Source organism: Paenibacillus sp. ISL-20, from assembly GCF_018613005.1.
GTDB lineage: Bacteria > Bacillota > Bacilli > Paenibacillales > Paenibacillaceae > Paenibacillus_AQ.
Window position 1 is genome coordinate 24775 of sequence record NZ_JAGGRD010000070.1, and the last position, 13947, is coordinate 38721.

Annotated in this window: 13 protein-coding genes; 1 reads left to right on the forward strand and 12 read right to left on the reverse strand. The window is 51.8% G+C overall.

All coding sequences use genetic code 11. From position 1 onward, the window contains the following. The first annotated feature begins 329 nt into the window (after positions 1–329). Complete coding sequence (gene rpmB, locus J7E85_RS31885) at positions 330–518, forward strand: 50S ribosomal protein L28 (RefSeq protein WP_006209230.1); 189 nt, start codon at positions 330–332, stop codon at positions 516–518. 444 nt (positions 519–962) lie between these two features. On the opposite strand, the gene spoVM is transcribed toward rpmB, so the two are convergent. The 12 genes from spoVM to rpoZ all read right to left on the reverse strand — a co-directional run bounded on the left by spoVM (position 963) and on the right by rpoZ (position 13927). Continuing rightward, complete coding sequence (gene spoVM, locus J7E85_RS31890; RefSeq protein ID WP_034273235.1) at positions 963–1043, reverse strand: stage V sporulation protein SpoVM; 81 nt, start codon at positions 1041–1043, stop codon at positions 963–965. Between the two features lie 160 nt (positions 1044–1203). Continuing rightward, a complete protein-coding gene (rpe, locus tag J7E85_RS31895) occupies positions 1204–1863 on the reverse strand; it encodes a ribulose-phosphate 3-epimerase (RefSeq protein ID WP_215164065.1) in 660 nt (219 codons plus the stop codon). A gap of 3 nt (positions 1864–1866) precedes the next feature. Further along, the gene (gene rsgA / locus J7E85_RS31900; RefSeq protein ID WP_215164008.1) at positions 1867–2775 is read right to left on the reverse strand and encodes a ribosome small subunit-dependent GTPase A; all 909 of its coding nucleotides are present in this window, start codon (positions 2773–2775) and stop codon (positions 1867–1869) included. Between the two features lie 51 nt (positions 2776–2826). Further along, the gene (pknB, locus tag J7E85_RS31905) at positions 2827–4965 is read right to left on the reverse strand and encodes a Stk1 family PASTA domain-containing Ser/Thr kinase (protein WP_215164009.1); all 2139 of its coding nucleotides are present in this window, start codon (positions 4963–4965) and stop codon (positions 2827–2829) included. After that, the gene (locus tag J7E85_RS31910) at positions 4962–5738 is read right to left on the reverse strand and encodes a Stp1/IreP family PP2C-type Ser/Thr phosphatase (RefSeq protein WP_076320735.1); all 777 of its coding nucleotides are present in this window, start codon (positions 5736–5738) and stop codon (positions 4962–4964) included. The genes pknB and J7E85_RS31910 overlap by 4 nt, the downstream gene beginning before the upstream one ends. Before the next feature lie 6 nt (positions 5739–5744). Then, on the reverse strand, positions 5745–6785 hold the full coding sequence (gene rlmN / locus J7E85_RS31915) for a dual-specificity RNA methyltransferase RlmN (protein ID WP_076320734.1): 1041 nt from the start codon (positions 6783–6785) through the stop codon (positions 5745–5747). 180 nt (positions 6786–6965) lie between these two features. Further along, the gene (gene rsmB, locus J7E85_RS31920; RefSeq protein WP_215164010.1) at positions 6966–8348 is read right to left on the reverse strand and encodes a 16S rRNA (cytosine(967)-C(5))-methyltransferase RsmB; all 1383 of its coding nucleotides are present in this window, start codon (positions 8346–8348) and stop codon (positions 6966–6968) included. Further along, entirely contained in the window at positions 8345–9286 is a 942-nt protein-coding gene (gene fmt, locus J7E85_RS31925) for a methionyl-tRNA formyltransferase (protein ID WP_215164011.1), read from the reverse strand. Before fmt ends, rsmB begins: the two co-directional genes overlap by 4 nt. Further along, the gene (def, locus tag J7E85_RS31930) at positions 9283–9777 is read right to left on the reverse strand and encodes a peptide deformylase (protein WP_076320731.1); all 495 of its coding nucleotides are present in this window, start codon (positions 9775–9777) and stop codon (positions 9283–9285) included. Before def ends, fmt begins: the two co-directional genes overlap by 4 nt. Before the next feature lie 43 nt (positions 9778–9820). Then, entirely contained in the window at positions 9821–12349 is a 2529-nt protein-coding gene (priA, locus tag J7E85_RS31935; protein ID WP_215164012.1) for a primosomal protein N', read from the reverse strand. After that, a complete protein-coding gene (gene coaBC, locus J7E85_RS31940) occupies positions 12349–13602 on the reverse strand; it encodes a bifunctional phosphopantothenoylcysteine decarboxylase/phosphopantothenate--cysteine ligase CoaBC (protein WP_215164013.1) in 1254 nt (417 codons plus the stop codon). Before coaBC ends, priA begins: the two co-directional genes overlap by 1 nt. A gap of 124 nt (positions 13603–13726) precedes the next feature. Continuing rightward, positions 13727–13927 carry a DNA-directed RNA polymerase subunit omega gene (gene rpoZ, locus J7E85_RS31945; protein ID WP_100536098.1) on the reverse strand — a complete coding sequence of 67 codons (201 nt, stop codon included), beginning with the start codon at positions 13925–13927 and terminating at the stop codon, positions 13727–13729. Between the last annotated feature and the right edge of the window lie 20 nt (positions 13928–13947).

Sequence of the window (13947 nt, forward strand, 5' to 3'; positions counted from 1 at the left end):
TCTTGTTGTAAATTTCATATCTATTTCATAGCTTATAGCTGACGAAATGCCCAAGCAGTAAATAAAAGACTTACCATGATTAATGGATCATAAATCTATGATGGGCTATCCTCTCGTCCTCTACGCTTTCCGGCGGTTCCCAAGCCTTTTGAGAGCCATACCGACAAGCCCACGAACTATTTCTTCGGAAATATTATGGACTAATCAACATTGTACTATAATGGCAAAGAGAAATAAATGTTTTTAAGACAGTTGACGGAGCAATTTTTACTGTGATATTATATTTAAGTATTGTTTCATGCAGGGTTAGGAACAAGGAGGTGTAATAAATGGCTCGCAAATGTTATGTAACTGGCAAGAAACCAAGCAGTGGTAACCATGTTTCTCACGCTAACAATCACAACAAGCGTTCTTGGGGTGTCAACGTTCAAAAGGTTCGCATTTTGGTGGATGGCAAGCCAAAACGTGTATACGTCAGCACTCGCGCTTTGAAATCCGGTAAAGTGACTCGCGTATAATCATCTTGTGTTATATGAAGAAAAACTTCTTAATCTCCAGGCACCATTTGTGGGCGATCCGGGACAAGGAAGTTTTTCTTGCGTTTAGATACATATTCTCCTTCTAAACAAAAAGCACCCTGAGCAGTTAGCAGGTGCTTTTTTTATTTAGATATAAGAAAAATGAAAGAGCAAAACTTCCGCTTTCTTATATCGCAAGAAAAACTTCCGGTCGAACGCAGTCTGTCCTCGATAAGTACGTCGCTAGACACTCTTCTTTTGATATAAGAAAGCGAAGGAGAACTCCCGCACATTATGGCTTTCTTATACCGCAAGAAAAACCTCCGCACACAGATGCGGTATGTCCTCCATGCGCGATCTATCGGAGTATTCTTGCCTCTTTCCCCAGAACCGGCTAGGCGGCGTCAGTCCCAGGCGGAGGTTTTGTTACGCCGGGACAAGCTGTCAGCTCTTGTGAAACGTATTTAAGATGGCCTTCACAAAACCTCCCAAAAACTTCGGCAGCTTGAACGTATAGAATTTCATGTCTCACCCTCCCCATCATTCTCATGCCTTCCTAGATTATGTTATGCACCAAGCCCACAGATGTGAACACAGACAAAAAAGGCTACATGAGAACCCAGCTCATGTAACCATATTTATGCGGGAACCCCGCGCCCTATGCATCCCGTTGCTCACGTTCTGGTCAAGATGTTACACTGTCACGGATTACTGCAATGGCTGCCGCGCGATCCGGCTTGCCGAATACGGCGCTGCCCGCAACCAGGACATCCGCTCCCGCTTCCACCACAAGCGGCGCTGTCTCCGCTGTAATGCCGCCATCCACTTCAATATGGATATTCGGGTAGTCGGAGTTTGAAATCCATTTACGCAGCTGTGAGATCTTGTTTACAGTCCGCTCGATAAATGCCTGTCCGCCAAACCCCGGGTTCACGGTCATCACCAGCACCAAATCCAAGTCAGGCAGCACTTCCTGAAGGACATGGGCTGGCGTAGCCGGATTGATCGCGACGCCGGCCTTCACGCCAAACTCTTTGATCAGATGGATGACTCGATGAAGATGCGGGCAGGTCTCGGCATGAACGGTGATCAGATCGGCTCCGGCCTTGACAAAGTCTGCAATATACAGCTCAGGCTGTTCAATCATCAAGTGTACGTCAAGCAGCAGGTTCGTATGGGGTCTGATGGCTTCGACGATCGGCGGTCCCAGCGTAATATTAGGTACAAAGTGTCCGTCCATGACGTCCACATGAATCCAGTCGGCTCCGCCAGCCTCGGCTTCCTTAATTTCTTGTCCCAGCTTCGCAAAATCCGCTGACAATATGGATGGCGCAATTTTAATCATCATTCAGTACCTCCGCTTCTTGTCTTTCATCTCTGTATAAAACTCCACATAATGTTCATAACGGCTAGCCAGGATGATTCCATCCTCTTTGGCTTGGATCACCCGGCAGCCCGGCTCCTGCAGATGCCTGCAGCCTCTGAATTTACATTCCGCAGCATAAGGAGCAAATTCTCTGAAACAGGTCGATAACTCCTCGACACCCAGCTCCAGAAAATCCAGCTGGCTAAAGCCGGGTGTATCGGCTACATACCCTCCGTTATCAAGCTCAATCAGCTCCACATGGCGTGTCGTATGTCGACCGCGGCCAAGACGCAGGCTGATTTCACTCGTCTCCAGCGAGAGGCCTGGCATCAACGCATTCAGCAGGGACGATTTCCCGACACCGGATTGACCGGAGAAGACACTGATTCGACCGGCCAGGCGTTTCTTCACCTCTTCGGTCCCGATCCCTTGCAGAGAGCTGGTAATCAGCACTTCATAACCAATCTCTTCATACTGGCGCTTCACCTGCTCCAGTACACCGTCGGAGGCGTCCACAAGATCCCGCTTCGTCAGACAGATCAATGCCTCAAGGCTCTCATGCTCAATATGTACCAGAAACTTGTCCAGCAGATGCAGGCTCAGATTCGGTTCTTTGACCGAAAACAACAGCACCGCCAAGTCGACGTTCGCGACAGGCGGGCGAATTAATTGGGAAGACCGTGGAAGAATTTCGTCCACGGTCCCTTCCCCATTTTCAGTCAATGAGTACATCACGTGATCTCCAACGAGCGGAGAGATACCTTTTTTTTTGAAAATGCCGCGGGCTCTGCATTGAACCGCTGGGTCCTCCCCGGATATAATGTTGCCATCCTGCATTGGTTTGACATAATAATATCCGCTTAGTGCCTTCACGATCAGTCCCTCTAGCATATAATAGGCCTCACCTTTCTTGTTGAAATTTAGTGTGCTCACAACTTGTTTCTAATGGTTATCTTTATCTTTATCTTTGCCCTTGCCGTTTCCATTGTTCCCGTTATCCCAATGGTAAGCAGCATCATCTTCCTCATTTGAACCTTCCTCGCCATTTCCTTCATCCGGATTAGTGTCCACCGGTACATCAGGTTCAACAGGCGGTTGTTCAAAGGTTGGCTGCGGCACGGTGCCATTCTTGACATCGCTGTAACTTACGCTGTACGTATCCACTTGGCGACCGTCACGGAAGATCATGACCGTTGCATGCTTGTCGGGAGCCAGCAGCAGCTTAACAGGTACCATTTCCGAGGTTGTAATGACCTTGTTCACAGCTTCCTGGTTTTCTCCCAGCGCATCGGTGAAAACCACCCGAATTTTGCTTTCTTGTCCCTCCATGCTAGGCGATACCGGCACGCTGTAATTGTACTCCAGTGCATCTGCAGGATAGCCGGAGCTTACGAATAATGTGATTTTGGAGCCTGGTGCAACTTGTTGATTGGCCTCATGCGGCCACTGCTCTATTACGATGCCCTTCTTCACTTCAAAGCTGGTTCTCTCTTTAATTGCCCCGATCTTAAAGCCGTTTGACTTCAAAATATTGACGGCATTCTCCTGCTCTAAGCCAACCACGCCCGGCATAGGGACCAAATTTTTGCCCTCGCTTACCGTTACGCTGATTTCTACCTCATCAGGGTCGATACTTGTATCAACTTCTGGACTCTGTTTAAAGATTTTGCCTTCAGGTACATCATCATTTTTCTCCGAATTCTGCTTAATGGCGATTTGCTTAACTCCGATCGCTTTTAGCTCATTAACCGCCTGATCAAATGTCTTCCCATTTAGATCCGGCATTTTTAGAAGCGGCTTGGCATCCCCAACCGACAATTGAACCGGAGCCCCCTCCCTCAGCATGGTCTCTGGTTCCTTGTCCTGGGCAAACACAATGCCTTCATCGACATTTGGTTTATATTCACGAATGACTTCCTCATCCACCGTCAAACCGTGTTCCTCAAGCGTGCGAATTGCCTCCTCTTCCGTCATGCCTACAACTGGGGGCACCTTAACCTCAGGTACCTCCAGCATGTTGCTCACATACATGACGACACCTGCCATGATGCCGAGGAACAGGAGCACCGAACCGATGATGATGGTCGGCTTGATCCATTTTTTCTTCGGCTTGCCGGTCGGTTTTTCCTCAAACTCCTCGTCATCCGAGTCGTCATCCGGGCCATGGTGATGCTGGCTGCTGCGCTGCATCGTCTTGAGCGCTGGCATGACCAGGGTTGAATCGGCATCGTCCTCGAACTCCATCTTCGGTTCGTTGAGTCGCATCGGCATTAAACAAGTCTCGAGATCGTCCATCATTTCTTCCGCAGACTGGTAACGCTCCTCCGGGTTTTTGCGCATGGACTTCAGGATGATGTTCTCCACGCTTTGAGGAATGAGCGGGTTCACTTCTCTAGGCTCATCAAATTCCTCCTGGAGATGCTTCAGCGCAACGCTAATCGGACTCTCGCCCAGAAATGGAAGACGGGCCGTGAGCATTTGATATATCACAATACCAAGTGAGTATAAATCCGATTTTTCGCCAGTAACGACGCCCTTGGCGTGCTCCGGCGAAAAATAATGCACAGAGCCCACAACAGAGCCTGTCTGCGTAATGGTTGTCGACGTGACCGCCCTGGCAATGCCAAAATCGGTTACTTTGACCCTCCCATTCCGGCCAATCAGAATATTATGCGGTTTAATATCCCGGTGAATGATCTGGTTATGATGGGCGTGCCCCAGTGCATCGCAGATCTGGATAGCAATCCGTACAGCTTCTTCCACCTGCAGCGGTGCCCGTTCTTTTATAATTTCATTCAAATTCTGACCTTCGATATATTCCATGACGATGTAATGCACTTCTTCCTCTTGGCCCACATCATAGATGCTGACCACGTTGGAATGCGACAACGAAGCCGCTGATTGTGCCTCACGCCGGAAACGGCGAATAAATTCCTCGTCGTGCACAAACTGCTGGCGCAGCACTTTGATCGCTACATTCCGGTTCAGCAAAATATCCTGAGCCTTGTAGACCAGCGCCATGCCACCGCCACCGATGCGTTCTATAATTTTATAACGACCAGCCAATTCATGTCCGATCATGAATCCCACCCCTTTATACGTTGCCCGACAACTTCTTCTTGATGTTCAAACATTGCGACCGTGATGTTGTCCTCACCGCCAGCAAGAAGTGCCAGTTGAAGCAGGCGATCCGCTCTTTCTTCCAGAGGAAGGTCAAGTGAACCGGAAATCTGTCCGATCAGCTCGCGGCTGACCCGGTTGCTGAGCCCGTCACTGCAGAGCAGCAGCACTTCGCCTTCTCCGATCGTAACCGGTGTTAGCTCAACCGTCACATCCACATCCGTTCCAAGTGCCCGGCTTAATACATTTTTCCGGGGATGGGTTTCCAGTTGATCTTCCGTAATCTGACCACTCTTAAAAAGCTCATTGACCAATGTGTGATCATCTGTGAGTCGAATCACTTGTCCGGGAACGACTTTGTAAGCCCTGCTATCCCCGATATGTCCGATATAACCTTCGGAACCTCGCAGCAGCACCGCTACAATCGTCGTGCCCATATTGTGAAGCCGCTCATCAGCCGAGGCTTCACGATAGATAACGGCATTGGCATGCAATATGGCATCACCAAGCGCAGCCCGAATACTTTCCATGGACATGTCCTGTTCCAAAGAGGACAAATCCTCGGCTACGGTATCTACCGCAAGCCTGCTGGCGGTATCACCCGCAAGGTGACCTCCCATACCGTCAGCAACCACACCCAAGGTATAGCCATGCTCCAGTGTGCTAACAAATACCGAATCTTCATTAACAGGACGAACGCGTCCCACATGGCTTACATGAACCGTCTTGATCAAATCTTCTCACCCCAACTCCATATGCTTGGCCCGCAGCTGACCGCAAGCGGCAGCGATATCATGGCCTTGTTCACGACGGATGGTCACATTGACCCCCTTGTCTGCTAACGCACGTTGAAATTTGAAAATATCGTTACGCGATGTGCGAACATATTTCCGTTCCGGCACATGGTTAACCGGAATCAGATTGACGAAGCAGTTCATATCCTTAATGACATCCGCAAGCTCTTCGGCATGCTCAACCTGATCGTTTACGCCGCCGATCAAGGCGTATTCAAACGTAATGCGCCGTCCGGTTTTTGCTTGGTAATAACGAAGCGACTCAATCACATCGTCAAACGGGAACCGGCGGTTAACAGGCATTAGCTTGGAGCGCAGCTTATCGTTCGGTGCATGGATGGAGATGGCCAGATTAATCTGGGTATCCTCTTCCGTGAATTTATAGATGTTAGGCACAATGCCACTCGTCGAAACGGTAATGTGGCGCTGGCCGATATTCAATCCTTTTTCATGGATCATCGTGCGCAAAAACTTCATGGTCGCTTCATAGTTCTCAAACGGTTCGCCTGAGCCCATGATCACGATGCTGCCGACACGTTCTCCCGTTTTATCGAGAATCTTCTGCGCCTGAACCACCTGGGCAACAATCTCGCCGGAGGTCAGATTCCGCTTCAAGCCACCCAGTGTGGATGCACAGAACGTACATCCGATACGGCAGCCTACCTGTGTTGTAACGCAGATGCTGTTGCCGTAATTATGCCTCATGATGACGGTCTCGATCGCATGGTCATCATGCAGACCGAACAGAAACTTGACCGTTCCGTCCTTTGACTCCAGCTTGGTGATTTCCGTCAGGGTAACGAAACTAAACTCCTGCTCCAGCTTCGTCCGAAGCTCCTTGGACAGATTCGTCATTTCCGCAAAGTCATTCACCCGCTTTACGTACAGCCAGTCATAAATCTGGGTTCCGCGAAACGCCGGTTCCCCATTCTCTTGAGCCCATGCTTGAAGCTCTTCCAGTGAATAATCATATATAAAAGGTTTCATTCTCACCACACCTGTCTAATTTAAAGGAAGTCCAGTCAGCATTCTTCCGAACTCTCCCTATTACATTCATATGCATCTCTTTTTTCATTCTTCCTATTCTAACATAAATAAAAGAGACGGTAAAAGAGGAAAACCCGCCGGCATTGGCGGGATACGACTATAGTCATGGCGGCGAACACCCTAAGAGGGGCGTCTGCTGAGTCTTGCAATGTAAAAGCCGTCACTATGATAGTGCTGGGGCAGAATTTGAATCCCGCCTCCACGCTGAAGTGATTTCTCTTCCAGCCGGCTTAAGTCTCCGAGGCCATCTTCCGCGATGTCAAACTCGGAATGGCCTTCCAGAAAAGCAGATACAACGCCTTCATTCTCCAGCGGCTCAATCGTACACGTGCTGTACACCAAGAGTCCTCCGGGACGAAGCAAGGTGGAGACCGACTCCAGCAGCCTTAGCTGCAGCGCCGCAATTTCATCGATGTCCTCCTGTGACTTGCCCCACTTCAGATCAGGCTTGCGACGGATTACGCCAAGTCCCGAGCAGGGAGCATCCAGCAAAATTCGGTCAAAAGACGCAGGCTCGAAGCGGTCAACCAAATCCAGCGCGTCACCAGTTACGATCGAAATGCTGTCCAGTCCCAAACGGCTGGCCTGATCCGATATCAGCTTGCCTTTATGCGCATGGATGTCGTTGGCAACAATGCTGCCTTCATCCTTCATCAGCTCGCCCATGTGGGCACTTTTCCCGCCCGGGGCTGCGCAGCAATCCAGCACCCGCATTCCCGCCTCTGGCTTGACAGCCTCGGCGACCAGCATGGAGCTTTCATCCTGAATCGAGATCATCCCGTCCCGATACCAATCGGTCAAGGCCATATTGCCCGCTCCTTTTACGACAATCCCATAGGGGCTAAGCGACGAAGGTGTGGCATTGAGGCCGTGGCTGCTCATTAATGCCAACATGTCTTCCCGGCTGATCATCGTGGTGTTCACCCTTACGCTGACAGCCGGCGGTTCATTATTCGCGGCACAGATTGCCTCTGCGGTCTCGATCCCATACTGGGATATCCAGCGCTCCACCAGCCACTGCGGATGGGAATGCAGCAGAGAAATGCGCTGGGCCGCCGGCATATTCTCAGGGATCGCCAAGCTTTCCTTCTGACGCAAAATATTCCGAAGCACCCCGTTCACCATACCGGAAATCCCTTGATGCCCGCGGCGCTTCGCCAGATTAACGGCCTCGCTGACAATCGCGTGATCCGGAATCCGATCCAGATATACGACCTGATACAGACTGATGCGAAGTAGTGCCCTTACCCACGGCTGAAGCTTCTGTACCCCTTTATTGACAAACTTGTCCAAAAAATAATCGAGCGTGTTCAGTCGCGAGATCGTGCCATAGATCAGCTCTGTAGCAAGTCCGGCGTCGCTCTTCGCAAGCGAGGACTTCTGCAGGGCGGTGTTGAGCAGAAGATTGCTGTACGCCCCCTCCTGCTCAACCTGTGTTAATACATTCATCGCCAGCTCTCTCGGGGAGTCCTGACGCCCCTTCGGGCTGCGGCTCCCGCTCACGTCAACACCGTCCCGACCGTCAGGCTCGTCCCGCGCACGAATTGCGCCGCATCCATCGCCTTCTTGCCGCTGGGTTGAACTGTTAACAGCGTCAGCGTGCCGTCGCCAGTTTTCACGACGATCCCCTTTTCATGGAGCTCAAGCACAGTTCCGGGCTGTGCATCGCTAGATGGGGTCTGTGCGCTGTCCGGCTTAGCCGCTGCCCATACTTTAAACACATCCCCGTTCCACAGCGTAAATCCACCGGAGAAAGGAACCAGACCGCGAATTTGATTGTAAATTTCGCGGGAAGTGCGAGTCCAGTCGATTCTCTCATCATCCCGGGTCAGATTTGAAGCATACGTTGCCTTCGTTTCATCCTGGGACTCCGCATCTACCTTGCCCTTCACGAGCCGCGGCAGCTCCCGCAACAGCAGCTCCGCACCGGCTTGGCTCAGCTTCTCGAACATCGTTCCGGCCGTATCGTCATCTTCAATGGGAACCTCGGTTCGTGAGATCATGTCCCCCGTGTCGAGCCCCTCCGCCATATACATCAACGTGATGCCTGTTACGGATTCTCCGTTGATGATGCTGCGCTGAATCGGAGCTCCTCCCCGATAAGCGGGGAGCAGCGAGCCGTGGACATTAAGACAGCCGAGTGACGGCATATCCAGCACTGATTTTGGCAGGATTTGGCCATAGGCGGCCGTGACGATCAAATCAGGCTTATATTGGGCCAGCTCGGCCACGGCTTCCGGATTCCGCAGGCGCTGAGGCTGCAGAACCGGGATGCCGTGACGAAGAGCGGCTTCCTTAACCGGCGTTGGGGTCAGCACTTTTTTACGCCCTTGCGGACGGTCAGGCTGCGTAACGACGGCAGCTATGGAATAACCTTCGGCAATCAACATTTCCAGGCTGGGTACTGCAAAGGCCGGGGTGCCCATAAATACAATATTCATCGATTCTCCAGCTCTTTTCTCGGCTGTTCCGGAACATACTCATACACCCGATCAGCGATTTCCGTAAACAGCACCCCGTTCAGATGATCGATTTCATGCTGAAACGCTCTCGCAAGCAGCCCGGTACCCGTAATGATAAGCTCTTTGCCTTCACGATCAAGCCCCTTAACCGTCACTTTCTCCGCACGGCGCACATCCCCGTTCCATCCCGGAATGCTCAGGCAGCCCTCCGGTCCGAATTGCTCGCCTTCGCTCTCCACGATCTCCGGATTGATCATCTTGATCAAGCCGTGCTCGTCACCGGCATCAATCACGATCAGACGCTTCAGAATGCCGACCTGCGGCGCAGCTAATCCAACGCCTTCCGCATCGTACATGGTATCGGCCATATCGTCCAGGAGCTTTTGAACGTTCGGCGTAATTTTGGTAACTTCCTTTGCCTTTTTATGAAGAACCTCATCCGGTTCTTTAACGATAATACGAATCGCCATGTCTATGACACCATCCTTGTGCTTTTCATCATTATATGCTGGATTACATTAACATTTGCGGATCTACGTCAATACTGATCTGGAGCTTGCTGTCCCGCGCCGAATCCTGAAGCTTCTCGGCAACCGAACGCACCAGCGAGACAGCATCCATCGTTCCCCGCCATTTTATCATACATTGAAATCTGTATCTATTTTTCAACCGCGGAATGGGAGAGGCTACCGGACCCAGTATATCGAGCGCGCTAGCGTCGAAGCGGTCCAGACTTCCAAACCATCCCCGGCGGTCGGATTCGCTTTTGATAGTCGCGGCAAAATTCTCCGCCATTCTTACCAGCAGCGGCAGCTGTTCATGCGACAGCGTCACCAGGATCAGCCTGCAATACGGCGGATAATGGAGCGCTTTGCGGTGCTTCAACTCGTCCTTGACAAAGGATAAATAATCATGGCTGCTTGCATGAATAATCGAATAATGCTCGGGTGTATAGGATTGGATAACCACTTCACCCGGCAGATGGTGGCGTCCTGCTCTTCCGGCAACCTGCGTGAGCAGCTGAAACGTCTTTTCGGCCGCCCGGAAATCGGGCAGGTTCAGCGCTGAATCGGCCGTAATGACACCGACCAAGGTGACATCGGGGAAATCCAGGCCTTTGGCGACCATCTGGGTGCCTAACAGCACGTCCCCTTTTTTATCACGAAACTGCTTCAGCAGCTTCTCATGGGAACCCTTCTCAGTCGTGGTATCAACGTCCATCCGAATGACGCGAATGCCGGGAAACAGCTTGGCCAATTCTTCCTCGACACGCTGCGTTCCCGTACCGAAATAGCGTATATGTTCACTTCCGCAATCCGGGCAAACCTCCGGCGCCTGTGCGGCATAACCGCAATAGTGGCAGCGCAAATTATTCGATTTCTGATGATAGGTTAGCGATATGTCGCATTCCGGACAGCCTGCCACATATCCGCAGCTCCGGCACATGACAAACGTGGAGTAGCCCCGCCGATTCAGCAGGAGCACCGTCTGTTCCCCGCGTTCCAGCCTTGCCGAAATCGCGGCATGCAGGGAGCGGCTGAACATCGAGCGATTTCCTTCTCGCAGCTCCTCTCGCATATCCACGACCTGGACCTCAGGCAGCTTGTTGCCCAGCGCACGGCTCGGCATCTCCAGCAGTTGAGGCGCAAAATCATCCTGAGCTTGCGATCTCGCCGCATGGTAACTCTCCAGCGAAGGCGTTGCCGAACCCAGAATAACGGCTGCACCGGTCAGCTGGGCACGGTGAATCGCAACATCCCTGGCATGGTACTTCGGCGTCTCTTCCTGCTTATATGAACCTTCATGCTCTTCATCCATAATGATCAAGCCCAGACGGTCAAACGGCGCAAATACTGCCGATCGTGCGCCCACGACAACGGACGCCCGGCCTTCCCTTATTTTCCGCCATTCATCGTAACGCTCCCCATCTGAAAGGCGGCTGTGCATGACAGCTACACGATCGCCAAAACGGGCTTTGAACCGTTCCACCATTTGGGGTGTCAGCGATATCTCAGGCACCAGCACAATCGCCTGACGCTCCTGTTCGAGGCATCGCTGAATCGTCTGCAGGTAGATTTCGGTCTTGCCGCTGCCCGTTACCCCGTGGAGAAGAAACACGCCATGCTTGCGTTCATCCAGCTTGTGCACGATGCTGCGGTACACCGCTTGCTGCTCCAGTGTGAGCGCCAATGGGGTGCTAGGCGTAAAATGCCGCCCCCGATAGGGGTCGCGGAACACTTCGATATCCTCAAGGTTAATCAGCCCTTTGTCCGCCAGCGCCTTCACGGTACCTGCGGTGACGCCCAGCGCCTGCAGCAGATCCTTCTGCGATATCGGCAGAAATGCTTCCATTTCCAATATATACTGGAGCACTTCCTTCTGTCGCTGGGCCTTGGCCGGAAATGAAGCAAGCGCCAGATGCGCTTCCTCGCTCGATACGGCAAGCTCTACCGCTTTCACCGTTTTTTTCTGCAGTTTATCCTTGATTTGCTGATATTCACTCAGCCGTCCACGGCCGATCAGTGCTTTGATGGTGGCAGCCCCATCCGGAAATGCCCGCGTTAACTGCTGGAGTGAAACCTCGCCTCTCTGACTGACAAATCGGATGATCTCCTGTTCCGATTCACTTGTTGGCAGGAGCGCAAATAATCCGTCGGTTTCATCCGTCAGGGACGTGTCTGAATCACCAATGGAAATGTACCGCTCAGCCTTCCCTTTCAGCGCGGTAGGGAGCATCGACTGCAGAACCGATATATAGCGGCATGCGTAACGCTCCTTCATCCATTCTCCAAGCTCAATCAGTTCAGGCGAAAGCGGCGGCATCACATCGAGCACTTCCTGAATCGGCTTCATTTTGGCCGTATCCATCTCGGGCCGGGGATGCAGAGAGACCACGAACCCCTGAAGCGTACGATGCCCGAACGGCACGCCGACCCGGCTGCCTACCTCGACCCATGGGCGGAGCTCCTCAGGAATCAAATAATCAAAAGGCCGGTCCGTATCCTTGGACGGCACGTCCACAATTACGCGGGCCATTTCCATCAGGATGACCTCCCGGACAACCGATCAGCCGCCAGCGTTAACAGCCTCTGGGCCACTTCCTCCTTGGACATCACGGGAAGCTGCAGGACCAGCCCTTCTGCATCAAAGATATGAACGCTGTTCGTATCCGTGCGGAAGCCTGCTCCTTCCTGTGTAACATCGTTAGCAACGATCAGATCGCAATTTTTGCGTTTCAGCTTTTCTCTGGCAAACTGCTCCACCGTATCGGTCTCAGCGGCAAATCCGATTAAGAACTGGGTGGTTTTTTGGCGTCCCAGGCTCTCCAGAATGTCCTTTGTCTTGACAAGATCCAGCGTCATCGTCTCCCCGCGCTTTTTGATCTTTGATGTCGCTACCTCAGCAGGGCGATAATCGGCAACCGCTGCTGCCTTGACCACGATATCGCTATGATCGAACACGCGTTGCACCGCATCGTACATATCTTGAGCCGATTCCACCTTTTCCGTACGGATTCCCTCTGGCGGAGCTTCATCGGTATGAGCGGCAATGAGGTGAACATCTGCTCCCAGCTGCTTGGCCACTTTCGCGATCGCAAACCCCATTTTTCCGGAAGAATCATTCGTTATATACCGGACCGGATCAATGCGTTCGATCGTGCCGCCGGCCGTGACAACTACCTTTTTACCATGCAATATGCCTGTGGAGCTGCTAGTCATCCCCTCATTCAACGCCACAGGTTGTGCGGCATGATCTCGGAAAAACCGTTCAACCACGTCAACAATCGTATCGGGCTCTTCCATCCGTCCCTTACCGACATATCCACAAGCCAGAAGCCCTTCTCCGGGTTCAATCATGGATACTCCGCGGGAGACCAGCGTCTCCATATTCGCCATGACGGCCGGGTGCGTGTACATATGCACGTTCATTGCCGGTGAGATCATGACAGGAGCCGTGGTCGCGAGCAGCGTCGTGGTCAGCATGTCATCCGCCAGGCCATGTGCCATCTTGCCGATGACATTGGCTGTGGCCGGAGCGATCAATACCAAATCGGCCAAATCAGCCAAGTGGATATGCGAGACGACCGATGGGTCCCGTTCATCAAAGGTATCGCTATAAACCGGGTTTTTGGTCAGCGTTTGAAGCGTTAATTCCGGAATGAACTGCTTCGCGGATTCCGTCATAATGACATGCACATCCGCTCCCCTCTGGACAAGCCTGCTGCATAAAGTCGCTGCTTTATACGCGGCAATGCCACCTGTAACGCCAAGCACAATGACTTTTCCGTTCAACATGACAATCCCCCGCTTTCCATAGTGTTAAAGGCTACATTCTCATATCTTCTCAAAAAAATAACAACCTTTCGGTTGTCACATTTTCGCGCGCTAACGCATGATATTCAAATATTGAAAAAAGGTCTTAGTCCTGTCCCTTCTCGATTTTCACGTAATCGCCATAGATTTCTTCCAGAGCAACACCGACAAACTTATGGGATTTCGGATTCTTCAACTCGCTGACTCCGCCTTCACGCAATTGGCGTGCACGGCGGGAAGCCGCAACCACAAGAGAATATTTACTGTCTACTTTATTCATCATTTCATCAATGGATGGATATAACACAGTCGAAGCACCTCTTCTTC

Bases quoted from the DNA above. Each gene is read 5' to 3' on its own strand.
- rpmB (WP_006209230.1), top strand. From the start codon at position 330: ATGGCTCGCAAATGTTATGTAACTGGCAAGAAACCAAGCAGTGGTAAC.
- spoVM (WP_034273235.1), bottom strand. From the start codon at position 1,043: ATGAAATTCTATACGTTCAAGCTGCCGAAGTTTTTGGGAGGTTTTGTG.
- rpe (WP_215164065.1), bottom strand. From the start codon at position 1,863: ATGATTAAAATTGCGCCATCCATATTGTCAGCGGATTTTGCGAAGCTG.
- rsgA (WP_215164008.1), bottom strand. From the start codon at position 2,775: ATGCTAGAGGGACTGATCGTGAAGGCACTAAGCGGATATTATTATGTC.
- pknB (WP_215164009.1), bottom strand. From the start codon at position 4,965: ATGATCGGACATGAATTGGCTGGTCGTTATAAAATTATAGAACGCATC.
- rlmN (WP_076320734.1), bottom strand. From the start codon at position 6,785: ATGAAACCTTTTATATATGATTATTCACTGGAAGAGCTTCAAGCATGG.
- fmt (WP_215164011.1), bottom strand. From the start codon at position 9,286: ATGAATATTGTATTTATGGGCACCCCGGCCTTTGCAGTACCCAGCCTG.
- def (WP_076320731.1), bottom strand. From the start codon at position 9,777: ATGGCGATTCGTATTATCGTTAAAGAACCGGATGAGGTTCTTCATAAA.
- priA (WP_215164012.1), bottom strand. From the start codon at position 12,349: ATGGAAATGGCCCGCGTAATTGTGGACGTGCCGTCCAAGGATACGGAC.
- coaBC (WP_215164013.1), bottom strand. From the start codon at position 13,602: ATGTTGAACGGAAAAGTCATTGTGCTTGGCGTTACAGGTGGCATTGCC.